The 23,497-nt window shown below is 36.2% G+C and carries 32 protein-coding genes; 12 read left to right on the top strand and 20 right to left on the bottom strand.

The features are described 5' to 3' along the window. The first annotated feature begins 46 nt into the window (after positions 1-46). Positions 47-424 (top strand): nucleotidyltransferase domain-containing protein, encoded by a 378-nt coding sequence (locus tag PQ963_08295; protein MEN4029662.1) that lies wholly within the window; start codon positions 47-49, stop codon positions 422-424. 51 nt (positions 425-475) lie between these two features. On the opposite strand, the gene PQ963_08290 is transcribed toward PQ963_08295, so the two are convergent. The 16 genes from PQ963_08290 to PQ963_08215 form a co-directional block, all read right to left on the bottom strand. Beyond that, a complete protein-coding gene (locus PQ963_08290; protein MEN4029661.1) occupies positions 476-1,267 on the bottom strand; it encodes a Coenzyme F420 hydrogenase/dehydrogenase, beta subunit C-terminal domain in 792 nt (263 codons plus the stop codon). Then, positions 1,264-1,935: a 4Fe-4S binding protein gene (locus tag PQ963_08285; GenBank protein ID MEN4029660.1), complete on the bottom strand. Its 672-nt coding sequence runs from the start codon at positions 1,933-1,935 to the stop codon at positions 1,264-1,266. The genes PQ963_08290 and PQ963_08285 overlap by 4 nt, the downstream gene beginning before the upstream one ends. A gap of 10 nt (positions 1,936-1,945) precedes the next feature. Then, positions 1,946-3,055, bottom strand: coding sequence for a nickel-dependent hydrogenase large subunit (locus PQ963_08280; protein ID MEN4029659.1), 1,110 nt, complete (start codon positions 3,053-3,055; stop codon positions 1,946-1,948). A gap of 100 nt (positions 3,056-3,155) precedes the next feature. After that, on the bottom strand, positions 3,156-3,566 hold the full coding sequence (locus PQ963_08275) for an amidase family protein (GenBank protein ID MEN4029658.1): 411 nt from the start codon (positions 3,564-3,566) through the stop codon (positions 3,156-3,158). Between the two features lie 104 nt (positions 3,567-3,670). Next, a complete protein-coding gene (locus tag PQ963_08270; GenBank protein MEN4029657.1) occupies positions 3,671-4,438 on the bottom strand; it encodes an alpha/beta hydrolase in 768 nt (255 codons plus the stop codon). Between the two features lie 142 nt (positions 4,439-4,580). Next, on the bottom strand, positions 4,581-4,988 hold the full coding sequence (locus PQ963_08265) for a crosslink repair DNA glycosylase YcaQ family protein (GenBank protein ID MEN4029656.1): 408 nt from the start codon (positions 4,986-4,988) through the stop codon (positions 4,581-4,583). Then, on the bottom strand, positions 4,984-5,292 hold the full coding sequence (locus tag PQ963_08260) for a hypothetical protein (GenBank protein ID MEN4029655.1): 309 nt from the start codon (positions 5,290-5,292) through the stop codon (positions 4,984-4,986). Before PQ963_08260 ends, PQ963_08265 begins: the two co-directional genes overlap by 5 nt. 39 nt (positions 5,293-5,331) lie before the next feature. Continuing rightward, positions 5,332-5,688 (bottom strand): VOC family protein, encoded by a 357-nt coding sequence (locus PQ963_08255; protein ID MEN4029654.1) that lies wholly within the window; start codon positions 5,686-5,688, stop codon positions 5,332-5,334. A gap of 19 nt (positions 5,689-5,707) precedes the next feature. Then, positions 5,708-6,136, bottom strand: coding sequence for a hypothetical protein (locus tag PQ963_08250; protein MEN4029653.1), 429 nt, complete (start codon positions 6,134-6,136; stop codon positions 5,708-5,710). Positions 6,137-6,204: 68 nt separating this feature from the next. Beyond that, positions 6,205-6,627 carry a RidA family protein gene (locus PQ963_08245; GenBank protein ID MEN4029652.1) on the bottom strand — a complete coding sequence of 141 codons (423 nt, stop codon included), beginning with the start codon at positions 6,625-6,627 and terminating at the stop codon, positions 6,205-6,207. 59 nt (positions 6,628-6,686) lie between these two features. Continuing rightward, positions 6,687-7,148: an SRPBCC domain-containing protein gene (locus PQ963_08240; GenBank protein MEN4029651.1), complete on the bottom strand. Its 462-nt coding sequence runs from the start codon at positions 7,146-7,148 to the stop codon at positions 6,687-6,689. 15 nt (positions 7,149-7,163) lie between these two features. After that, complete coding sequence (locus PQ963_08235) at positions 7,164-7,625, bottom strand: SRPBCC domain-containing protein (protein MEN4029650.1); 462 nt, start codon at positions 7,623-7,625, stop codon at positions 7,164-7,166. 37 nt (positions 7,626-7,662) lie between these two features. Beyond that, complete coding sequence (locus PQ963_08230) at positions 7,663-8,139, bottom strand: VOC family protein (protein MEN4029649.1); 477 nt, start codon at positions 8,137-8,139, stop codon at positions 7,663-7,665. 387 nt (positions 8,140-8,526) lie between these two features. Further along, entirely contained in the window at positions 8,527-8,997 is a 471-nt protein-coding gene (locus tag PQ963_08225) for a DUF1579 family protein (GenBank protein ID MEN4029648.1), read from the bottom strand. Positions 8,998-9,046: 49 nt separating this feature from the next. Next, positions 9,047-9,535 carry an SRPBCC family protein gene (locus PQ963_08220; GenBank protein MEN4029647.1) on the bottom strand — a complete coding sequence of 163 codons (489 nt, stop codon included), beginning with the start codon at positions 9,533-9,535 and terminating at the stop codon, positions 9,047-9,049. 180 nt (positions 9,536-9,715) lie between these two features. Continuing rightward, positions 9,716-10,735 carry a class I SAM-dependent methyltransferase family protein gene (locus PQ963_08215; GenBank protein MEN4029646.1) on the bottom strand — a complete coding sequence of 340 codons (1,020 nt, stop codon included), beginning with the start codon at positions 10,733-10,735 and terminating at the stop codon, positions 9,716-9,718. 98 nt (positions 10,736-10,833) lie between these two features. On the opposite strand from PQ963_08215, the gene dph5 reads away from it, so the two are divergent. After that, entirely contained in the window at positions 10,834-11,622 is a 789-nt protein-coding gene (gene dph5, locus PQ963_08210) for a diphthine synthase (protein ID MEN4029645.1), read from the top strand. 217 nt (positions 11,623-11,839) lie between these two features. Here the strand turns inward: dph5 and PQ963_08205 are convergent, their stop codons facing one another. After that, complete coding sequence (locus PQ963_08205) at positions 11,840-12,073, bottom strand: hypothetical protein (protein ID MEN4029644.1); 234 nt, start codon at positions 12,071-12,073, stop codon at positions 11,840-11,842. Between the two features lie 293 nt (positions 12,074-12,366). On the opposite strand from PQ963_08205, the gene PQ963_08200 reads away from it, so the two are divergent. Beyond that, the gene (locus PQ963_08200; protein MEN4029643.1) at positions 12,367-12,627 is read left to right on the top strand and encodes a hypothetical protein; all 261 of its coding nucleotides are present in this window, start codon (positions 12,367-12,369) and stop codon (positions 12,625-12,627) included. Between the two features lie 72 nt (positions 12,628-12,699). On the opposite strand, the gene fae is transcribed toward PQ963_08200, so the two are convergent. Then, positions 12,700-13,197 carry a formaldehyde-activating enzyme gene (gene fae / locus PQ963_08195; GenBank protein MEN4029642.1) on the bottom strand — a complete coding sequence of 166 codons (498 nt, stop codon included), beginning with the start codon at positions 13,195-13,197 and terminating at the stop codon, positions 12,700-12,702. 480 nt (positions 13,198-13,677) lie between these two features. On the opposite strand from fae, the gene PQ963_08190 reads away from it, so the two are divergent. From PQ963_08190 to PQ963_08180, 3 genes are read left to right on the top strand one after another with little or no spacing between them, the layout of a single operon-like run. Then, a complete protein-coding gene (locus tag PQ963_08190; protein ID MEN4029641.1) occupies positions 13,678-16,647 on the top strand; it encodes a hypothetical protein in 2,970 nt (989 codons plus the stop codon). Between the two features lie 27 nt (positions 16,648-16,674). Further along, positions 16,675-17,403, top strand: coding sequence for a hypothetical protein (locus PQ963_08185; GenBank protein ID MEN4029640.1), 729 nt, complete (start codon positions 16,675-16,677; stop codon positions 17,401-17,403). 5 nt (positions 17,404-17,408) lie between these two features. Continuing rightward, positions 17,409-17,690, top strand: coding sequence for a hypothetical protein (locus tag PQ963_08180; protein ID MEN4029639.1), 282 nt, complete (start codon positions 17,409-17,411; stop codon positions 17,688-17,690). 24 nt (positions 17,691-17,714) lie between these two features. On the opposite strand, the gene PQ963_08175 is transcribed toward PQ963_08180, so the two are convergent. Further along, positions 17,715-17,963, bottom strand: a complete 249-nt coding sequence (locus PQ963_08175) for a hypothetical protein (protein ID MEN4029638.1) — start codon at positions 17,961-17,963, stop codon at positions 17,715-17,717. A 497-nt stretch (positions 17,964-18,460) separates the two neighbouring features. Between PQ963_08175 and PQ963_08170 the strand changes: the two genes are divergently transcribed. Beyond that, positions 18,461-18,964, top strand: a complete 504-nt coding sequence (locus PQ963_08170) for a hypothetical protein (protein MEN4029637.1) — start codon at positions 18,461-18,463, stop codon at positions 18,962-18,964. 288 nt (positions 18,965-19,252) lie between these two features. Here PQ963_08170 and comA read toward each other — a convergent pair whose 3' ends face one another. Next, positions 19,253-20,029, bottom strand: a complete 777-nt coding sequence (gene comA, locus PQ963_08165) for a phosphosulfolactate synthase (protein ID MEN4029636.1) — start codon at positions 20,027-20,029, stop codon at positions 19,253-19,255. 168 nt (positions 20,030-20,197) lie between these two features. On the opposite strand from comA, the gene PQ963_08160 reads away from it, so the two are divergent. From PQ963_08160 to PQ963_08140, 5 genes are all read left to right on the top strand, one after another. Beyond that, positions 20,198-20,761: a pyruvate kinase alpha/beta domain-containing protein gene (locus PQ963_08160; GenBank protein MEN4029635.1), complete on the top strand. Its 564-nt coding sequence runs from the start codon at positions 20,198-20,200 to the stop codon at positions 20,759-20,761. Positions 20,762-20,982: 221 nt separating this feature from the next. Continuing rightward, on the top strand, positions 20,983-22,134 hold the full coding sequence (gene ftsZ, locus PQ963_08155; GenBank protein ID MEN4029634.1) for a cell division protein FtsZ: 1,152 nt from the start codon (positions 20,983-20,985) through the stop codon (positions 22,132-22,134). Positions 22,135-22,320: 186 nt separating this feature from the next. Next, complete coding sequence (locus PQ963_08150; GenBank protein ID MEN4029633.1) at positions 22,321-22,506, top strand: protein translocase SEC61 complex subunit gamma; 186 nt, start codon at positions 22,321-22,323, stop codon at positions 22,504-22,506. 46 nt (positions 22,507-22,552) lie between these two features. After that, positions 22,553-22,996 carry a transcription elongation factor Spt5 gene (locus tag PQ963_08145; protein MEN4029632.1) on the top strand — a complete coding sequence of 148 codons (444 nt, stop codon included), beginning with the start codon at positions 22,553-22,555 and terminating at the stop codon, positions 22,994-22,996. Then, positions 22,996-23,475: a 50S ribosomal protein L11 gene (locus tag PQ963_08140; GenBank protein MEN4029631.1), complete on the top strand. Its 480-nt coding sequence runs from the start codon at positions 22,996-22,998 to the stop codon at positions 23,473-23,475. The genes PQ963_08145 and PQ963_08140 overlap by 1 nt, the downstream gene beginning before the upstream one ends. Positions 23,476-23,497: the final 22 nt, after the last annotated feature.

Raw genomic sequence — 23,497 nt, 5'->3', positions numbered from 1 at the left:
TTGAAGTTGAATTATCAAATAATACTTTTAAAAAAGGGGAACTGGAATGAAAAACATGGACATGATCCTTGAAAGCTTTAAAGAAAAAATCAAAAAGGACCGGGATATTTTGGCACTTATACTCTTTGGCAGTTACGCAAGAGGTGAGGTTGCTGGAGATGTTGATTTGTGTATGGTTATGTTTCCTGATAAAGTATCAGAGGGTTTTGATAAGAGAATCAAATACTCTCAAAGGGAAGGTCTGGATGTCCAGGTGTTCCAGGATCTGCCCCTGTATATAAGAAAGAGGGTTTTAAGGGAGGGTAAGGTACTGCACTTTAAAGATGAGGATCTCCTATATGATATTGCTATAAAAACAGCTAAAGAGTTTGAGCTTTTCAGGCCCAGGTATGAGCTCTACCTGGAGGGTGTTGCTAAAGGTTAATGAATTACTTTTTGCAAATGATTTCTGGCTGCAGATTACTTTCAGTTATTCTTAAATTGCTGATGATCTTGCCCTATTTATTTTTTGCACTGCTTTTCTTCGTATCTTATCAATAATTTTTTCATCGGCTTCATGAATACTTATGTAGCCAAGGACAGCAGCATCTTTAATCAGGTCATCCATTTCTTTGGTTCTTACAATTACAATGGTTTTCTTTTCAACAATTCCAACTGATAAATCAGAAGCTGAACCTGTATAATCTGGACAGAATAAACAGCCACCATGTAAATATTTAGAAAGATTTTCTATCGGAATCTCCACCTGCTTTTTTCCGATTACGTGTAAATATTTATCTGTGATTTTTATCTCCCTGATCGACAAGGGTTCGATATCATATTTTTCATTTATGTAATTAAGCACGCTTTCCCTGGCAAAAGTTCCGTAGCAGAATAGGGAAATTAAGAAATTTAGTCTCTGGCCAAAGCAGGCTTCGGTCAGGGGGAATATTTTCATCTGCCTTAGAAAATCTATCTGACATGGAAGACCGACAATTGCCAGTTTGTATAGGCCTTCATTTTCAATAGTTTCTCTCATCTTTAAAGTATAGGGCACCACGTGCCATACACTGCCAGAAGAAGATATTATTTCCTGTTCAGTTTTTGCAGTTACTATCTTCCCTTTTATCCCTTCTCTTTCTGTAGAGACAACTCCATCTATAAAACCCTTGTTCAGGAGGTAGCATAGACACGCTGTAATTACGCCACCATATTTTTCCCCAGGTTCAACCACGTACACATTTATATACTCGTCTAAAGGTTTGTTCATGTACTGTTCAAGTATCACTTCAAACACCCTCTTAACAGCAATTTGTTACCTATCGGGCATCTAACATAACATATTCCACATCTTATACATTTTTCAAGAATCAGGTCTGGCATCCCCTCTATAATGCGCAGGGCATCAGTGGGACATGAAAGAACACATGCACCACAACCTATACATATATTTTGTAAAACTATGTTATCTATTAAATCTAAACCGCTTAATTTCTTAATTTCTGCTATTGATCTGAAAATCTGAATAAATTTTGATTGTTTTCCCGAAACAAACAGGTTAATGAACTGTATTAAAAACTGTGGTGGAGGCGGACATCCCGGTACTGCATAATCAACGTCCACAATCTTATTAATCCGTCTAAAAGTCATATGATCTGGTTTTGGTTGCTGACCTCCCTTACAATATCTTGTTATACCTCCAAGAGCAGAACATGAACCAAATGCAACCAATACACTGCTTTTCATTCGTATTTCTTTAAGTAACTCCACCTTTTCTTGAGTGTCCATACATATTGACCCACTTACTATGGCAATTCCCTCATCTTTCAGGACAAAATTTCCCCGGAATTTACTGTAAAAATTGATATTTTTGGTTTTAATCAAAGCCATGTACACAGAAATTGAACACCCTTCGCATCCTCCAATATCAATATGGGATATATCTAATTTACCCATATATCATCACCTAATGTGAAGCACATGTTATATACGGATCGAACAGTCTTATTCCAAATTCACTCCCCATTTTATTTATTAAAGGAAGATTGAACATGGTTGGAACAACGATATTATATTTTTCAACTCTTCCCTCCTTATCCAACCAGACCTTATGAATTAGAATCCCTCTGGGCGCCTCATATACTCCAGCACCATATCCTTTTTTAAATATAAATCTCTCTATCTTAAAGGGGGTGGTGGGGTCTATCTCCTGAAAAACCTTATCTATTCTATTAAATGCAGAGCTTATTTCCTCAAATCTAGCAATCTGCAGCCCAATCATGCTTCTATTTGAAAAATCCCTATAGGTTCGTAGCCTTGCTCTGGGCCCAACCTCAACAGGTTCTCCCCCATACAATGCGGCCATGGATGATGAAGTCCTTGCAGATTCATCTTCGAAGATTTTACTGTAAGGCTCTACACTTATTTTTTGGATGTCAATTGTAGATATATCTCCGTAAAATGGGTGGGAGGCAAGGTAGTTAAAATCCACTTCAACATCTTTTGATTTTAACGCCTTTTCTGTCCACAGAACCTCGTCTGACTCAATCCTCTTTAGTTCATGATACAACTTTTCTGCCCCTTTCAGTCTTTCTCTATTTATTTCAATAATTTTTTCGCTCCAGTTTTTTCCTATACCTCCTATAACTAACTTATTTGGGTGTGTTGATGCACCAGCAAGCTCATGCAGCATTTTATTTACAATTTTCAGGACATCTAATATTAGAATTGTCACATCCTCATTTATTCTCTTCTTTACTAAATCCTCAAGAATTAAGAGATTGTGTATCAAGTGGCTCTGGATTCTGTTTAGCAGTCCTATAGCTTCTCTACCCATTAACCCGTTCCTTGGAGGATAAATGTCCAGCGCATTTTCAAAGGCCTTACAAGAAGCAATTGCATGAGCAGCATGGCATATTCCACATATCCTCATAACCGCTTCAGTTACAAATAAGGGATGTTTACCCTCTAACATTTTTTCAAATCCCCGCACCACAGATGTGGGGAGAAAATATGAATTAGAGTCTTTTATCACAACTTTTCCTTCACCACATATTCGGGCTATTTCTTTTCCCATTTTCTCCACTCACCTCTCTTTACCATTTTAAGCCCTGCATCAGTTACAAATACCCCCAAAGTTAGATAGACCAAATGCGTCATGAATCAGTACTCGCAGCTCACCAGTACCATGAATCGTAATACATATTTAATTCGTTTATAGAAGCATAACTACTTTTTGATGCAGTACTATAAAACTTTGTTTTCACCCGTCTCGGCTTAACGATTTGTAAATCTACGGGTAAGCCCTTTTTACTAAACCCACAGGGTATGTTTATTGCTGGCAGTCCATAGTAATTACAAAAGAATGTATTGTCGGCTGAAAGTGCCTGTGGCCTTCCTGATGTGCCTTTTTCAATGCTTGGTGTTACATCAGTAGTGGCGGGCAATAATAAAACGTCTATATCTTTAAAAAGTGATTGCGAGATTGTTTTACGATCTTCATTTATATTTTTAATGCCGAATGATGGAAATTCAAGTGGTGCAACAATCGAGCTTGTTTTGTAGATATATGCTAAAATAATTACCAATAAGAGTTAAAAAGATTGCAACAGCTAAAATAATAGTATTTCATCTCCTAAAAAAGAGATTAGTAATTTATTGTTATGTTTGTATAATATCTGCCTTTTATAGTCTATTCAAAAAATCCTTTTGGCGTTTTTCCTTTCAGAAAAGGTTGAATGAAAGCAGTTAAAAGATCGGTCTGAGTAATGACAGCCGTATGCGATGTTGCCGGCATAATAGCAAGACGTGAATCCGACAATGGCTTGTCCATATCACCCATAACACCACCACCAAGCAACCGAAACATAGCTATCGTATGTTCGAGTGTTGCTACATCAGCATCACCAGCGATGATCAGCACCGGGGTTTTCAATTTTTTAACATCTTCTTCCCACGCCATCGGTTCCTTTTCGAGAGCTATCATCTTCTCCACAAGTGCACGAAAACCATTGGGATTGGGGGCAAGCTTACGATAGTCTTCAGCGAATGGCATATTGACAATCATCTCAACGGTCATTTGAGGGATAGCTGCCTTGTACGCCGGCTGCCAACCTTCAAGATCGTAGGCGACTGAGGCTGCGATAAGTCTGCTCACCTTCTCTGGGTAGTGGATGGCGAGTTGCAATCCGACCTCAGCACCCACAGAATAACCGAATACATCAGCGTTCTTAAGACCTACAGCGTCCATAAAAGCAGCTACATCGTCTGCCAGGTTCGGATAGGTGATGGGGCGGTCAATGTCAGTGGTCCGACCATGGCCCTGGAATTCGAGCGCATAGACATTGTGGGTCCTGGCGAGCTGGGGGATTATTTCTCCCATTGATATTATGTTCATATAAGCACCGTGCAATACGATCAGTGGATCGCCCTTGCCGGAGACTTCATAATACATTTTCATTCCGTTCACGGATGCGTAATTACCTTCACTTTTTATTAAAATTCCCCCTTATTTTCTCTTTCAATTTAATTTTATTCCATATCAAAGTCTAAAAGCCACAATACTAATTTTATTGCTTATATCCACCTATCTTGATAATTTATTAAATCAAGACTGCAGAAATTCCCACAAACTCACTATATCGATTAACCTCTGATTCTACTGCTTCTTGCTCATCTTTGCTGAATTTACGAAAAGGATTTAGCCTGATTTCAACTCTATTTCTCTTCAAAGATTTATTCCAGGTGCCTGCCACTTTACCATCTAAAATAATAACTGCATTTAAAGCATTACCCATTGAAATCATTCTTTCAATATCTCGCGCTTCACTGATATCTCCCCTGTCTTTATAAGCAATTGTGTATTCATCATAAATTGATAATAATAATGCAGATGGCGACTTTGGTGTTTTTACCTTTATATAGTCAAAAAACCAATATGTCTTGCCATCATGAGTTGATTGATTTAATTTTGATTTAATTAAGTTGAGGGCGTCTCTTGCATCTCTAATGGTGAGTCCTGACCACCATGAAAAGTCTTTCAGTTGAGCTGGCCCTTGTCATCATACCGCTCTTGATCCTTATGCACGAGCTTAATCTCTCTTTCATCCAACAATGATTTGATAGATACTCCTTGATTCTCCAATCAGTTGTCAATGCCACATGATACTCTACAGCAAATGGAATATTCTGGTCTGTTTTACCCACCGCCAATCCATGGCCATAAATATCGCCATCGACCGTGTGTCTGTAAACCCCCATACCTGGCCAGGACAATGCTTGCCAGATAATGGTTTGCGTTTTATTCGCTGCCATTTATCTTACTTCCTTAGTATAATCCACTTTTACACAGTTCTACAGTAGCTGAACATATGACAGTCGATTACCCGCAGGGTCTTTGAAATCAAAGTATTTTATGACACCTTCAACCACTATAATATCCTCTACGTCAGGAGTAATTCTTTTTGCCAGCTTATGGGCAGACTCTATGTCGTCTGTTTGGAAGCGAATAATTGTTGACCCGCCGTCAACCTCAAGGTAGCCAGTATCATCAAGCTGTAGCCATACATTATCTGTCAACTTTAGCTCGATGGTGCCTGGATCGGGCTCCATTATTTCAACATCGCCAAGCAAAGCCTTGTACCACTTGGTAGCCTCTTTAACGTCCTTGACTGCAATGCCGATCGTTACACTTTCAATCTTTTTAGTCATATATCATCCTCCTATTTTTTCATCCAGCTTCAGATGGTTTTCTGATCAATCCCACACCCAGCAGTAAAACACCTATCACCAACGAAACACCGCCAAGATAGGTCAGATAAATTAATGCGTTGGGAGAGGTTGCATCTGGAGTTAAAACTGAAAGAAAAAATCCTGAAGGCATTAAAATAGCTGCAATAGGTACAGCACTTCTAGCCACTTTCTTAGCTCTTTTCGACAGATTAGCTTTATCCACATAAAGCAGGGCAACCAGAGATAGAATAAGAAGAACTCCGGCATGGGCATGGCCTGCTCGCCAGAGATCCCGGCGGAGTGCATTTTGCATATACTGAGGGTCACTGATTAAAAATGTCAGTATGCTGGCACCTCCCCAGGCAACAGCAGGTATAAGTATCAACAGAATACCGGCTAATCTACGTGATTCAGGACTCATAGTCATTTCATCACCTCTTATATTCATATCTAATGCATTTAGATAATCTGAATAAGATATCAGGGGAAAATTTGTTAATCAATTGGATTCAGGGGTAAAACAGCTATTGCATCCATTTCCACCAGGAAATCAGGGTTAGCCAGTCCAGAGACGAACACCGTGGTGATGGCCGGTGGATTTGGTGGGTTACCCCAAACCTCCCGGAATGCTTCAAAGCCTACCTCCAACGATTGGCCTTCAACAACGTACACGTTCCACTTGATTATATGCTCCAATCCAGCCTCATCGATCTTCAGAGCTTCTTGTATATTTTCAAATACCTGATAGACCTGTTGTTTGATATCTCCTTTCCCTACAATTTTACCGGAAGTATCCACAGCACCCTGTCCTCCAATATATATAGTCTTCACATGCCCGGTTACTGTAACGACATTGGTAAAAGCAGGATTCGTGTGTAAATTTTCAGGAGTGATATGTAATACCTCTCCTTTTTTCATTTAGATTTCACCACTGTACCTAACTTTCATCTACGTTTGAAGGCATATATCTGGTTGTTTTATGACTTTTCCACCAATTCTTTGAGCTTTTGTAGAGCTTTAGGCCAGATTTTCTCGGACATCTCTATCATTTCCTGGTTTACAACATCTGAAGACAGATCTACTTGCAGTTCAGTTTTACCATCCACATCCCTGAATGTGTAATTTTCAAGTGATCCGGCCCATTCTTTGGCTTCCTGGCTTGATGTATCCTCTTCGCCATTATACACAATACCAACATGTTCAATGGAGACATATTCGTATTTACGATTCTCCTTTATTCGGCTTACCATTCCAGACATTTTACCCGACTTATCTGGTGCGAGGAAAAGTATCTTACTTCCCTCGCTCCAGTCACCGTCGTAGGTTGAACCAGGCATGAAAACGTCTGTCCATTTTTCATAGGTATCCTTATTCAGCATGGTCTTCCAGACCTTTTCTTTAGGTGCATTTATAACGATTGAAAATTGCATTTTTTCCATAAAATTTTCCTCCTTTTATTTTTCCACCAATTTTTTGAGCTTTTGCAGGGCCTTACGCCACATATCTTGGTATATTTCCTTATAATCATCTGGTATATCTATTACTGGAGTTAAATCTATCAGCACTTCAGTCTTACCATCCATCTCTTTAAAGGTGTAGTTTTCAAGCGCACCAGCGTATACCGTCGCCTCTTTGCTTGTAGTATCTTCTTTCCCATCTTGCACCATACCAATGTTTTCCATTGAGACGAATTCGTACGGCCGATTTTCTTTTATCCGAAACACCGACCCGGAAATTTTACCCGATTCATCAGGCGCAATGAAAAGCATCTTACTTCCCTCACTCCAATCACCCTCGAAATATGAACCGGGCATAAACACATCAGTCCACAAGGGGTACGTGTCCTCCCCAAGCATTACTTCCCATACTTTTTGTTTAGACGCATCTATAACTATTGAGAAATGTAGTTTTTCCATAAAATCACACCATTTCATTGAAATATCTTTAAATTGACTATATTCCCTCATAAGCCTGCTTTAACTTCTCTATATCCAGTTTATTCATCTGCATCATGGCCTGCATTACTCTCTGGGATTTTTCCTCATCCGGATCGTTTAGATACTCTCCTAAAATGGTGGGCACGATCTGCCAGGCCAGGCCAAATTTATCCTTAACCCAGCCTGGTCCCAGTTCCATTCCTCCCTCAGAAAGCTTCTCCCACAACTCATCCACCTCTTCCTGGGTATCGCAGTTTACAAACAACGATATGGCTTCTGTAAACTTGAACTGTGGATTACCATTTAATGCGTGAAATTCCTGTCCTTCGAGCTGGAAGGTCACCCACATAACCGATCCTGCCGGACCGGGTCCGGCTTCTCCGTATCGCACGGTATTCAGTATTTTCGAATTTTTAAAGATGGAGGTATAGAGATTAGCTGCCTCCAGAGCTTTACTATCTTCAAACCATAAAAATGGTATGATCTTTTGCATTTTAAATCACTCCTTTCAAATTACTTCTAAAGTACATCATCTTAGAGAGGAAATAAAAATTCAAAACTATTCATCCATCCTTTTAAGGATTCTACCAACCGTTTTCCAGGTCCTGGTTGTTATTTCCTTGCCGAATTCTTTTTCCAGCCAGCGCATTAGATCAGGCGTTTTTGTCCTCGTTAAATTAACTACGCTGAAAATTTCTCATTACGCATATTGGGATTGGAAGGACCAATCCCACGCAGTAACGCTGCATATTTAGTCATATTATTTCTCCTCCAGCTATGAGGATGACAGCAGATCCTGCACCCAATCTATCGAATGCGATGGTAGTACCGTCTTTTGAAGTTACTTTCTGCAATTTTTTAACTCCTGAATTTAATTTTCCTAAAATACTTCACCAACTTTGGTCAAAGTCACATCCATGGATGGCATCCAGTTCGCACCGTCGTCTGACCGATAATGGTGAGACACCATGATATTACCTCCCTCACTGAATTCCACTGTGTCACGGTGTCCTTCTCCTGCCCAATCTCCTTCCCATGTCCAGATATCATTTTGTAGGGTCAAATCTGAGATAACAAGATTGCCCTGACCGTCAAAATAGTGTGTAAAATACTTTTTATTTGCTGAATCGTAGCCAATAACCTCAATACCACCTGCAGCAAGGTTCCCTATTTGACTGTATGCTGTGTGAAGGATAAAAAATCCTCCTGGCGCCCATTCGTAAATATCAATAGCATTCATTTTTACAGATGGTGTGTTAACGCTGGCTATGGTATGTCCCTGGGTAATCCACTTACCAATAAACACATCCAATAGTTTGAGCTCGGATCCGGGCATTTTAGGTTGCTGCATGGCTTGATCATTACTATATTTCATAAATACCTCCCATTTTATTCAAATTTTACTTCATCTTTTCCAAAAGTTCATCAAGACGTTCATATGAATCATTTACCCCTTCTTCCATCCCTGATTGCATCATGCCGTCCCGATCCTCCACCGACTGGAAGACAGATTGATCTGTTAGCTTCGTCCTGTTACCAGGTAGTTCTTCAAATCTTGCTGTTTCAAGAAGGACATGTCCACTCTCAGGTAGGCCTTCAAATTCGAAGGTAAAAATAATTCTTTCTGGCTCCAGAACTTCATGGTTCACTCCATGGAATGCAAATTCATTGCCTTCAGGGTCCTTTTGGATAAACCGCCAGGAGCCTCCGCTCACTGGTTCAAATTTCTCAAGCGTCGTGGTAAGTCCTCGCGGCCCAATCCATTGTACATAAAGCTCTGGATCTACAAATGCTTTAAATACAAGCTCACGCGGCGCATCAAACTCTCTTTCAATGAAAATTTCCTGTTTCCCTGGTTTTGCAATAATTTTGGTTTTATTTTTTGCCATTTTTATTTCAACTCATTACATATCCTCTTTTTAACAAAGTTCCTCTCTATGAAAAATAAATGACGTCTCTTGTGGCCTGTAAATGCAAATATTAGTTCAATCACAGGATAATAATATATATTTTAAAAATAATAAATGTTTCTCAGGTTTAGTACGGTGATGTTTAAGCACAGCATATAGTTAAAAAATCATTGCATCAATTCCAACATGCCATTTACCCGGACTTTTTGACCGTACTTTTCTTTTATTCAAGATTTCAACTTTTCTGGGATAAGCAGCCTTTTTAATCCTTTCAACTGGCTTTTTGAAATCTTCAGAAAATTCGTAATAGTGAATAACTCCACCATCTTTAATGGAATTTATTGCAGAATCCAGAAATTCAAAGGCAGTACCTGGCAAATTCATTATTATACGATCGGCTTTAATGTTTTTATCACTTAAAACTTCTCTTACATCCCCTAAGATTGGAATTACCTTATCTTGAACTTTATTAAGCTCAATATTTTTCTGCATGTACCTGTAAGCTTCAGGATTTATGTCAATTGCATAAATCTTCACATCATGGTTTTTTGCAATGAGTATTGGAAAAGGGCCAACTCCAGCAAACATATCAACTATTATTTCACCGTTTTTTACACTATCAGCGACTCTTTTTCGCTCAGTGGCCAATCTTGGGCTGAAATATACTTTCTTAATGTCGAGCATTAATCTGCATCCAAATTCTTGATGAATTGTCTCAGATATATCTTCTCCAGCAAGATGTTCCAGTTCCCTTGTTCTTATAATTCCCTTAATTTCGCTTTTCTTTCTAAAAACTGTTTTTCTTTTGGTGAATTTAAGTGCAGCTTCACCAATTAAATCTTTAAAGCCTTCTAAATCTTCTGGAATCTCCAAAATTACAATATTCCCAATAATATCAAATGAACCTCTAATTTCATCGATTTTTTGAGTATCAATTCTGCCTTTCAAGTAGTCTTTAAGGCTTCGAGGAACTTTTTTTTGAATTTCAAATGTTGTTTCAATAAGTTCAATATTTTCCCCAAAATGTGTTAATAAATTTTTTTCTGGTTTTTTTGTAAGTGGAATTATAACAAAATCATTTTCACGCTTTATTTTAGCTTCAAGATTAATAATAGAGTGTTTTAATAATATTTTACGCACGTCATTTGCAATATTTTTATTGACTTTTAGACCAAACATAATTCTCCTCATAAACCTTCCAAAACTAAATATAACTAAATATTATCAGGATTAAAATATAATTATTGTGATAATATTCTTAATTATCTGGTGATACAATGTTCTATTTTATTGGTTTAGGTCTTTATGATGAAAAAGATATATCTTTAAAGGGAATTGAAGCCCTTAAAAAAGTTGACGATGTTTATGCCGAGTTTTACACTGCAAATCTTTTCGGGACAACATTATCTGCTGTTGAAGAAATAATAAGTAAAGAAATTAGAGTTTTAACAAGAGAAGAGGTTGAAGAATACAATATACCGTTAAAGGCTGCCATGGAAAAAGATGTTGCTTTTTTAGTTGCAGGAGATCCCTTAATTGCCACCACACATGCAGATATGATGATTGAGGCAAAAAAAATTAACATTGAAACCACAGTAATCCATTCATCGTCCATCCTATCAGCAGCACCTGGCCTTGCTGGCCTTCAAGCTTATAAGTTTGGTAAGGTTACTACTATTCCTTTCCCTGAAGAAAATTACTTTCCTCATTCCCCATATCTTGCAATAAAATCAAATATAAAATTAGATGCTCACACGCTGGTCCTTCTGGATATAAAAGCTGATGAAAATCGTTACATGACTGCTAACGAAGGATTAGAATATCTTTTAAAGGTTGAAGAAGATAGGAGGGAAAATGTTTTATCTGAAGATTCTCTGGCTGTTATAGTTGCTCGTGCTGGTTCAGATAAGCCAGTAGTCCGTGCTGATAAAATAAAAACACTCATAGGTGAAGATTTCGGTGGGCCACTCCATTGTTTAATTATACCCTGTAAACTACATTTTATGGAAGCAGAATATCTTGTCAGAATTTGTGGAGCACCCAAAGAGATACTGGATGGCCAGTAATTCCTTAGACACTATTATAATTAAAATTTAGGGAGTGAGGAGAAATACCTGAATAAATTTGACAATTAATATTTTAGGATACTATGAAGACTGGATCTCTTAAAAATGAGATTATTAATGCAAAATCATTCTTAAAACTGCAAAAAGACACATAAACTGCGATGCCCAAAAAAAGAGGGGAAATTAATAGTTAATATATTACAAATTTTACTAAATCTTACTTCTTTTCTCCTTTAATTTCTACTTTTTCAGCTACTTTCTCTGTATAATCCAATTTTTCAATGTTTTGAAGCGGAATAATCACATGTTTAACACCATCTTCTTTAGGTTCATATGTTATTTCAATTAAGCCCTTATCTTCATCAACTTGGATTTTTTCAACTCCAAATTCTCCTCTTTTGAAATTATGAACATTTTCGTTGATTAAGCTAACTTCCAGTTTTTCTATCATTTTATCCACCTTTTTCTTTACTATTTTTTATGTAGATTATTATTCAAGTATTTTCATTTTTAAATGAATGAATAGTAAATTTTTATAATCAACATGAAAATAATATTTATTATATAAATAGTAGTAAATTATTTATAATTTGAACTTCAAAATAAGAAGTTAATATATCCTTTAATTTATGGGATAAACAATAAAAATATTTAAATTACGTCATTGCTATCCTTCAAATTGCCAAATAAATCCATAATACCAGGTATAATTAATTTTAACCGGTAATTAATGGGGTGATAACCATGGAAGAAAAACGTCGTGAAATGAAAGAGTATAGTGAAGAAGAAAAAAGTTCACAGATATGGGTAACAGATAAGGAAGAAAGGATGGAAAAAGCAAGTGCGGATATTCTTAAAAAAGAAAGAGTAGACCTCCTTAAAAAAGAGTATGGGAGTGAAGTAACAGTTAATCCACCAACTGCAGGCGGTAAAATACTCAAAGACGCTGTGGGGGTAAGGGCTGTAGGGGCAATATGTGGATATCCAAGTAAAAAATGCGATTAGTTTTTACTTGGATATCTCTCAATTAAATCAATCAATGCTTAAATTACTTATTAAATTCTTTTTTTTAAGCTATTAAGGTTCTTTGTAAAAAGGATGAACAACAGAGTTTCTTTCAGTTAAAATTTCGTCAATTGAAGGTTCTTCAGTAAATGCTCTTTTTATAGCTAATTTTGCAGCTTCATAGTTATTTATATAAATTTTATCGCTTTCTTTTGAATCAGGATGGATAAAAACGCCGCATACTATACAGATTTCTTCAGCTTTATTTTCGGGAATGGTTTCATCATAAACACAATCTACAACTGCAGTGGCAAGTGCTTTTTGTGCAGGACCATAAACCTTCATAATATCCTTTCTTCCTCTAAGCGAAGCCTTGGGGACAATTAAAGTTATTGGCTTGGCCACAAGATTGGGAGCTATAATTGCAAAAAGAGGGGTGTGTTTATCCATCTGCTGTGCAAGAGCATTAGCAAAAGCATGGCCAACAGGGCCTTCTTTGTCTCCTATTAAAAGATCTAAATGTGCAACTTCTTTTCCTTTTCCAAAACGTGCTTCACCATTTAAATACATAATATAACCTCTATTATTTGTATATATTTTGTGGAATTAATATTTTTGGGAGTATCAGGAAATAAAAAATATTGTAAAATTTCCAAATTCACCTGATTAAAGCTAAAACTGATCTAAATCTGAATGAATAGCATTAATAGTCTAATACATCCATTTTAAACAAAATCAATCCTGAAATAATGAATACTACGTTATATTAACCAGAATATTAGCATATAATCTTCAAACTTGATAAAGACGTTCTGATCAGGTTAACTACCTTATTTTTATCTTCATATATGATTCTAAACTATCAAATTAAAATAGTAATCTTTATATGTATTAATATCCAGAATTTCACATTATAATAATATAATAATATAGTGTATATGTTTAGAATATAAATTAGAATTTGGATTTGTTGAAATCGTCATATTTTATAGTTATATGAAGGTAGATTTGAAATTATACCCGTAATTTTTATACAAGGGTGTGTAAATCTTGGAAAAGGTTATATTACTATCATTTGCATTTATTTTTTTATTGGCTTTTTGTGGGAGTGTTGCAGCGGCCAATAACACCACGATCTGTGTTAGTGTTGCTATTAATGGAAGTGGGTCTAATGGTTATAGCTATGAACCTTCTATTAGCAGTGATGGTCGTTATATAGCTTTTAGCTCTTATGCAAGTAATCTTGTGGCGGGTGATATTAATGGTCATAAAGATGTGTTTGTTCGTGACAGGCTTTTAAACACTACAACTCTGGTTAGTGTTTCCAGTACGGGTGAACAGGGTAATAGTGATAGTAGTCAGCCTTCTATTAGTAGTGATGGTCGTTATGTGGCTTTTACATCCTATGCCACTAATTTAGTTACAGGAGATACTAATGGTGTTTCTGATGTTTTTGTGCGTGACCTGCTTTTAAACATTACAGAACGTGTTAGTGTTTCCAGTGCGGGTGAACAGGGTAATGGTGATAGTTCTAGTCCTTCTATTAGTGGTGATGGTCGTTATGTGGCTTTCAGTTCAGGTGAGGCCCGATTTGAGTTCTTCAATACAGAGAGAAGTTCAAATTCCCAGCATGCAGGTAATCTTGTGTCAGACGATAATAATGGCTTTCATGATATTTTTGTTTATGATAGAGTCTTAAAAACCATTAAGAGAGTTAGCATCTCCAGTACAGGCAGAGAAGCAAATGGTGACAGCTTTCAACCATCAATAAGCACTGATGGACGTTATGTGGCTTTTTCTTCGGGTGCAAATAATCTTGTTACAGGCGATAATAATGGTGTTGATGATATTTTTGTTTATGATCAGACTTTAAACACCATTAAAAGAGTGAGTATCTCAACTAATGGAGACGAAGGGAATGGTTACAGTTCTAAACCTTCAATAAGCGCAAACGGACGTTACATAGCTTTTTCTTCATATGCTAATAACCTGGTTTGGGGTGATAATAACTATAGGGATGATGTTTTTGTCCATGATCAATTATCAGGCATTACGGAACGTGTGAGTGTTTTAAGCAGTGGAGAAGAGTTTAATGTTGATTGTGGGGAGCCTTCTATTAGTGGTGATGGCCGCTATATAGCGTTCAGCTTACAGGATATTAGGCCTGCTGGCGCACCCATGGGAGTTGATCTACCTCCAGATTATTCCTATTTTGTTTCACAGGTTTTAGTTTATGACCGAATCTCAAAAACAACCCGAGTGGTGAGCATCTCCAGGACAGGGGATTTAGGAAATGGTAATAGTGGTGGGCCATCAATAAATGCTGATGGCACTGCTGTGGCATTCAGTTCATGGGCAGACAACCTGGTTGCAAATGATACTAATGGTGAGGGTGATGTTTTTGTCCGTGGATCTGAACCATCTTCATCAACACCAGCAAATCCGCCCTACACTCCTCCAACACCAGTAAATCCACCAACACCTGTTAATCCTCCGTACACTCCTCCAACACCAGTTAACCTTCCAGAACCTGTGAATCCTCCTGTAATCAAACCTATAATTGTAGGTGGTAAATCACCTTTTAAAACAATTAAAACTCCTATAAACACCTTTAAATCATATTTTAAAAGTATAAATACTAACAATTCTGTTAAAAAGGGTGGTAAAGTTCCTGGATTTTTAGATCTGGGTGTTAAAGCTTCTGGTTCTGGTGTTAAGCCGGGGACTTATAGTTTCAATAATTTTTCGATTTACGGCCCTCTTGCACCCTATCTAAAAGGTAAGGGTAATCCTTCGTTTGGATTGTTTAAATATAATGATGAAGCCTGGAAAATTAATAATAAGGGTTCTTTATATGGCTGGTTTGCAGGGATTTTGAACCATCCTATGAATCCTTTCTCCCACATTTTTTATACCTGGGATAAGCTTGGGCAAGCCGGTCAAAAAGCCTGGCGAACTGGTAATATCTGGGATTTCTTTGACGCTAACTTCTACCATATCCATGGTTACAGTAACCTGGATAAAATATGGGGTGGACAGAACATTAAAACCTTACTTTACTGGGGATTTGGAATTGATGAAAATGGTGATTTATCGATTGGAGGCTTCCTGCTTCTTCTATTATCAATTATACCAATTGGCAGAATAGTATCAGTAGCAGGCAAAGCATTATCCAGAATACTGAGCAAAGCAGGGTTAAAAATAGGGTTAAATTTAGCTGATAATATTATAATAAACAAAATTGGGAATTTTCTGAGTGATTTAGCCCGGAAACTAAAATTAAATAACCCGGAATATTTGAAGAATGCTATCTCGTGGATTGGTAATGTTCTTCTACCGAATCCTGTTGGTTGGCTTGCAGATATTTTTAAAGGTTTAGCTAAGTTAACTGGTAATGAGAAGTTAATTGCTGCTGCGACTGCTTTCAGCAATTTTCAGTTTAGGAGGGGCTTAGGCGACTTTGGTGATCTTTTGGTTAGTCCTGATCCAGTTAGGAAGATAGGGAATATTTATGGCGAAGTTGGAGGTTTTTTAAACAGAAATCTGAATTATTTAATAGATTCCTCCAAAAAATTTGTTAATGGAGCTGTAAATACTGTGAAGAGTGTGGGAAATATAGTTAATAAGATTAATACCACAGTTAAGCAACTGATCCCTAAAGCTGTGACCACGGTGAAGAAAGCTGTAAATAAAGTGGTCACAAATGTTAAAACAGCTGCCAAAAAAGCAGTTAACACAACCAAACAAATTGTTACTACTGCCAAGAAAGTGGTAAACAAAACTGTTAACACTGCCAAAAAAGTAGTTAAAAAAGCTGTAAATACAGCTAAGAAGGCTGTAAATAAAGTTGTTACCAAAGCCGTGAACACCGTGAAAAGAACTGCCAAAAAAGCAGTTAACACTGCCAAGAAAGTAGCTACAAAAGCTAAAACAGCTACCAACAAAGCTGTTAACACTGTTAAAAAAGCAGCATCTTCAGCTGTAAACTGGGTTAAAAGTAAGATTCGATGGCCATGGTAAAAAAATAGAACATGTGGGTGTAATAAAATGTTTTTAAGGGCAGAACCAACAGAAAAGGTTGCAGAAAAAGTATTAGATGAGTTTAATGATGTTGAAGAGTTAAAAGAAGTTGTGGATGAGATATTAGCGTTGCAAGAGAATGAAATTTACGAAAAGCTTGTTTTTTTGTCTTTTGATGATCTTTTGAGTCCAGATGTGGAAATAGATAGGGATAAAGATAAATATTCTTTGTTAGAGGAACTTGCATTAGGAAGTCTTAGTAAATTTCCATTAAACATTCCCTTAGCACCTTTAATCAGTATTAAACATTTTCTAGTGATTTATAGTTTTATTGCAGGCATCTATCATGTTACTTTAGGAAGAAAATTGAATCTAGATGATAGAAAAAACATTTTTCATGGTCCCATGGCCACACGAATTCTTTTAATGCTAGAAAATTTCGATTCAAACCAAAAAACACCCCAACCCACAGCTGAATTCTTTAAAAAACTTGGGAAGGTTAAATGGCAGGATAAAAAAGCTAAAAAACTTTTTGATCATATCTATGGGATTAGATTTATGTTAATGCATAATAAATGGAAAGGGCCAGGAGGACCATCATCAACTTTCAGAGTCACAGAAAAAGCTTTTATTTTGCTTTTATCTGGTTGCAGTGCAGTATTAGAAGGAAGAAACAAGATTAATGCTTTTGATGTTATTAGGGCGAATAAAACTTATTTGAAACTTTTAAATACTGATATTAGTAAGTTGATGTGATTGTTATGAATTTGAGGAAAGTTATTGCAGGAATTATTGGATTTTTAACTTTTATTGGAATAATTGTTTTGATTGGAATTGTTGTTCAAAATTACTGGCCCGGGTTTTCCCCAAGCGAGCATCCAATTGAAAGATTGTTTATCCTGTTTGTCAGTGGAGTAATAGCTTTAACAGTTTATAACCTGATAAAAGGCGAAGAGCCAGAAGTTGAAGTTAAGGAAAAACAGGGAATTACAAGTAAAGAAATTTCTGAAAAGCTTGAAGAAATGAGAAATAAGGGAAATTAAATTTCCGGGATTTATAAACTGGAATTACATAGTTTTTTGATTCATTTGCCAGCAATTTAGTGGAAGGGGGATGGTCCCTGAACCATCTTCATCAACACCTGTTAATCCTCCGTACACTCCTCCAACACCAGTTAACCTTCCAGAACCTGTGAATCCTCCTGTAAATCCCATAAATGTTATTCCAGTTAATCCATCAGAACCTGTGAATCCTCCTGTAATCAAACCTATAATTGGAGGTGGTAAATCACCTGTTAAAACAATTAAAACTCCCATAAGCTAACCTAAAGAAAAGAAAAATCAAAAAAATTTTATGAAATCATAAACAATATTATAATAGACAGCCTCGGATTATAATGTAAAATGCTAAAATAGTATTAATTATGTTGCCTAATGATTTAGAGTCCTTGATACCGTATGAATATTATATTACAAAAATTAAGTCATCTCTAATGGAATCAGAATATAAAGATGAATTAAATGTCTTAATTATGGAATTAATTCAGTTTAAAGAGTCCGGCATTTATGATTCTATATTTAATAAACAGACTATAGATAACAATTATCAATTTCTTAAATTAGGGGGGAAATTTTCGAAAGAACTAATATTTAAGGTTAATTTAATTTCAAGGGCCCATAAAATTCTGGATAACCCTATAATATATCCTTTTAACAAAAAAAACTTGATTAATTTCCCTGATTTCTTTTTTCTATACAAGTTTCTGGAGTTAAGATATTTTATAAGTTTATTGCGAAAATTAAATCAAGTAGACTTGTATAAACTTTATTTTTCAGGGATTGACGAGATTATAATTTTTAATCCAGATAAATTTGGAATAGTGAATATTTTCAAAGAGGATCTCGAAGAATTTTTTATTGAATTAAAAAATTTGGAATGGGAAAGCCAGGAAACAGAAACATTCTTTTCTAAACTAAATAATGCCCGAACAGATTTATTCTATAATTCAGGGAGTTTCAGTGATGACGAAGTATTCTCTTCCAGAGATTCTCCAACTGGAAGTGGTCTTTACACTCCTTTTAGGATGATTCCCACATTTCCACCATTAAACAAAAGAGGTTTTCTGGCTTATGCTACCAAAGGAGGTTCTCGTTCGGTTTATCCCATTAACCCTATAAATCTTGTTTTCAGCCCTTGTAAAAACCCTTACCTTAATTTTCCAGCTACAGAAAATGCATTCTTATTATTCCTGGCAGGTTGCAGTGCAGTGAATCCCCTGATGATTTCTCGGATGAGTGTGAATGTGGAGGTAAGCTGAAATGCCAGCTCAAATATGAATAAATCCCGGTTTAGTCATATATAGATCTTCATTTGCTAAATTATTTTAATTGTAAACTTTAACTTTCAAAACCTCTCAATTCTATGAATTTTGTCAACTTCGTCATATGGGACTATAACGAAGTTCAACTATAAAATCCACTTGTTCAGAATTTATTAAAGTATAAAAATAATTAACATCTAAGAAATTGTTAAATTTGACTATACTTTTTTAACAGGTTTTTTATCCTCTTACTTGTCATAACCTTGAGAATGGTTAGCTATTTTATCATTTAAGTTCCACCTTTCCTAAAGTATCTCCTCTAAGCCCTCTTCTCATCGTTTCAAGAGCAGTTACTTCATCTGGTGCTATATTACCCAGATTTACATTTGCTCCAAATTTTAAGATTAAGTAAGTCTGCTGATTCTTAAGAGGAGATTCCCAGATCAATTTGTTCCTATCTGTTCTGGCCAGTGCTTCAAGTTCATCTTCTTTAACATTCCCGTATTCATCGTAAATACCAATATCTTTTCCACCTTCACGTGCTTCAATAAGCACCATATCTGCTCCAGCATCTATATCAAAATGAATAAGGTCAACCCGATTATCGAAATCCAGTTTACGGTCTTCATCTGGATCCTTTTTTCCAACCTCTGAAATAACCAGAAAACCCTGATCTTTGGCTTTAGAAATTGCCTCTCTTCTATCATCAAGAGGTATATTTATGGAACCGTCGGATATTTCAATGGCTTTAAACCCTAACCTGTCTGCTTCATTTAAAAATTCATCAAACCTGTTTTTTAAATATGCAAGTTCAAAAAGAGTTCCACCAGGATAAGGTATCACATCATATGATAAATACATTTCAGCCTTGTTCCTGATAAGATCCCTATCGTGGAGTGCTGAAGTGCCCCATCCAAACTTTGCAAGATCAACAAATTCCCCAGACACTTCTAACAGGTCGTAAACAGCGTTTAAGCCCATTCCCTTATCTAACATCATCGTTATTCCATTTTCACGTGGTTTAGAATTTCTATTTGGCGTGATAAAGTTAAATGCTTTCATCTGGTCACCTTTTTGTGAATTAATGTTTTAAAATAAAATTGATTTCATGCTTAAACTTACATAAAGTCTTTAATTTATTGTTTCGCCATTTATATAAAAGTTGTTATATATCTTAAAATATATATTAAAACAGGTAATTAAGGCCTGAAAAATTCATCTGGTGATTAAATGGAAAAAACTATTAACTATTTTGAAAATAAAGGTGCAGAAAATACGGATAAAGTTATAGAACTTGTAAAGCAGAGGAAGGAAGAATTAAATATAAAAAATATTGTAGTTGCATCTGTATCTGGAAAAACTGCTTTAAAGTTACGTGAAGCAATTGAAAATGTTAACATAATCAGTATAACTCATCATGCAGGCTTTAAAGAAAAAGGAAAGCTTGAAATAACTCCAGAATACTCACAAAAACTAAAAGAAAATGATATAACTTTATATGCAGGATCTCATGCACTAAGCGGGGTTGGCAGGGGAATTTCCAATAAATTCGGCGGAATAACTCATGTGGAGGTAATCGCTGCTACCCTCCGATTATTCGGCCAGGGAATTAAAGTATGTGTGGAAATATCTATTATGGCTGCAGATGCTGGTCTAATTCCAGTGGATGAAGAAATAATTGCTGTTGGAGGAACTGGATGGGGTGCAGACGCGGCAGTGGTATTAAAAGCAGCTAATATGAATAATTTCTTTGACCTTCAAATTAAAGAAATTATTGCAATGCCTATGCAATAATGTCAAATAAATTCATCATGACCTATATAATCAATATAATCAAAGACTATTAATGTACCATAGACTAAATCAAGATCAGACAAAATTTTATGACATATAATGATAAAACTAAAAAATTGTTTGCAAGATAATGAATTATCACTGAAACAATCGCTGGTTTTAAATATAAGTTAATACAATAGCATAAACATTATTTAAAACATTGGCTGTGGGGGTAGTAATTGAAATCTCTTATAAATAACACCTTAAAAGAATCAGAAGTTAGAAGAGAGAAAAGGCCATCTGACATTCAAAACAGTATCGACGTTTCAGATGTTAACAGTGACCTCAAAGACATTATAGAAAAGAGCAGAGCCAAAATATTCGTTGTTGGAACTGGAGGGGCTGGAAATAACACAGTTTCAAGGCTTATGGAAATAGGAATCGAAGGCGCAGATACCATTGCTATAAATACAGATGCACAGGATCTTTTCTACTCAAATTCCCATCAGAAGATACTCATAGGTAAAGCAACATGTGGAGGATTAGGCGCAGGTGGAATACCTGAAATAGGCGAAGAATGCGCTGAAGAAAGTGAAGAAGCAATAAAAGAAAGGCTGGATGGAGCGGATATGGTTTTTGTAACTTGCGGTCTTGGGGGAGGTACTGGAACAGGTTCTGCCCCTGTAATTGCAAAATTAGCCAAAAAGATTGGTGCACTAACAATTGCGGTATCAACAATGCCTTTCAGTGCTGAAGGACTTAGAAGAAGGGAAAATGCTGAAAACGGGCTTGAAAAGCTCCAGAATGCAGCAGACACAGTTATTGTGATACCTAACGATAAGTTACTTGAAGTTGCACCTAATTTACCCATAAATAAGGCTTTTATGGTGACAGACGAACTTCTGGGAAGAGCTGTAAAAGGAATAACTGAACTTATAACTAAACCCGGTCTTGTGAGCCTTGACTTTGCAGACATAAGAAGCATAATGAAAGGCTCTGGAATGGCAATGATCGGTATGGGTGAATCTGAATCTGGTGACAGGGCAATAGAATCTGTTCACGAGGCTTTAAACAGTCCGTTACTTGATCTGGACATCTCTAATGCCAAGGGTGCACTGATAAACATTTCTGGGAGCTCAGATATGACACTGCACGAAGCCGAAAAAATTGTTCAGATTGTGGCGGATGAACTCGATCCAGATGCTAACATAATCTGGGGTACACAGATCCAGGAAGACCTTCAAAATGTTATCCGTACAACTATTGTAGTTGCTGGTGTGAAATCTCCCCATATCTTCGGTGTTCCGGTTGAACGTGAGCATATTGAAGAAAAAAAAGAGGATGCAGTTCCTGAATCAGCTTTAGAAGAGTTTATAGACGGTGTTTTCTAATTATAAATATTAATTTTAAAAAACGCCATTGATTTTCTCCATCTTGTTAGTTCGCCTTATCTATAAATGGAAAGGTTTATAAATTCATAGATCAAATAAACTATTTTATATAGAATAACCAGCAAACACATTATTCTCAAATAATTTAGTAACTTGTTCTTTAATAAATTTTAAGCAGGTATTTTTATGAGTTTGAATAAGGAAACTACTTCCCAGTTTATAAAACAGTGCAGGAGAGTTCTGCACGTATCTAAAAAGCCAGAAAGAGAAGAATATAAAAATGTAGCAAAGATTACAGGAATAGGAGTTATCATAATAGGTATAATGGGATTTATAATAACTTTAATTGCTCAACTATTAGGTTATATATAATTTTCATTGATTTACTGCTTTAATAGCCCGTTAGGTAAGTGATAATTTGATATATGCATTAAGAACCCTTGTAGGACAGGAAAAAAACGTTGCAAAATTGCTTTCAAGAAATGTCAGAAACAGTGACATTGAAATCACTTCAATACTTGTTCCAGACAATTTAAGGGGCTACATCTTAGTTGAGTCTTCATCTAAGCTTGACATGCAGGATCCTGCATTTAAAGTCCCAAATTTAAGGGGTTCAATTGAAGGTGAAATTTCCTTTGAAGAAATTAAAAGCTTTTTAAAACCAGAGCCCATTATAGTTTCTGTTAAAAAAGGAAGCATTGTAGAGCTTATATCTGGTCCTTTCAAAGGTGAAAAGGCTAAAGTAGTTAGAACAGATGAATCAAAGGAAGAAGTAGTTTTAGAGCTAATCGAAGCTGCGATTCCCATCCCGGTTACAGTCAAAGGTGACCAGATAAGATTAATTCAGAAGGAGGCAGATTAATGGCTAAAGAAACAGTAGAGATTCTCATTGAAGGCGGAAAAGCAACACCTGGACCCCCATTGGGCCCTGCAATCGGACCGCTTGGTATTAATATGATGCAGGTTGTAGAGCAGATAAACAGCAAAACTAATGATTTTGCAGGTATTAAAGTTCCAGTAAAAATCATAGTAGATGTGGGAACAAAAGAATTTGAAGTTAAAGTAGGTACACCACCAACAACTGCACTTATATTAGATGAACTAAATATTGAAAAAGGTTCTCAGGATCCTGGAATGGATAAAGTTGCAGATCTATCCATAGAACAGACACTTAAAATCGCCAGGATGAAGTTCGATGCACTGCTTTCAAACGATTACAAAATGGCTGCAAAAGAGGTTATTGGAACCTGTGTGAGCATGGGGTTAACTGTAGATGGTAAAGACCCTAAAATCGTTCAAAAAGAGATTAGTGAAGGATTATACGACGAACAGTTACAATAAATTTTATAATATTATTAATTAA

The organism is Methanobacterium sp., assembly GCA_039666455.1.
GTDB lineage: Archaea > Methanobacteriota > Methanobacteria > Methanobacteriales > Methanobacteriaceae > Methanobacterium_D.
The sequence above is the reverse complement of the archived record's forward strand: the minus strand, read 5'-3'. Positions and strand labels throughout refer to the sequence as shown.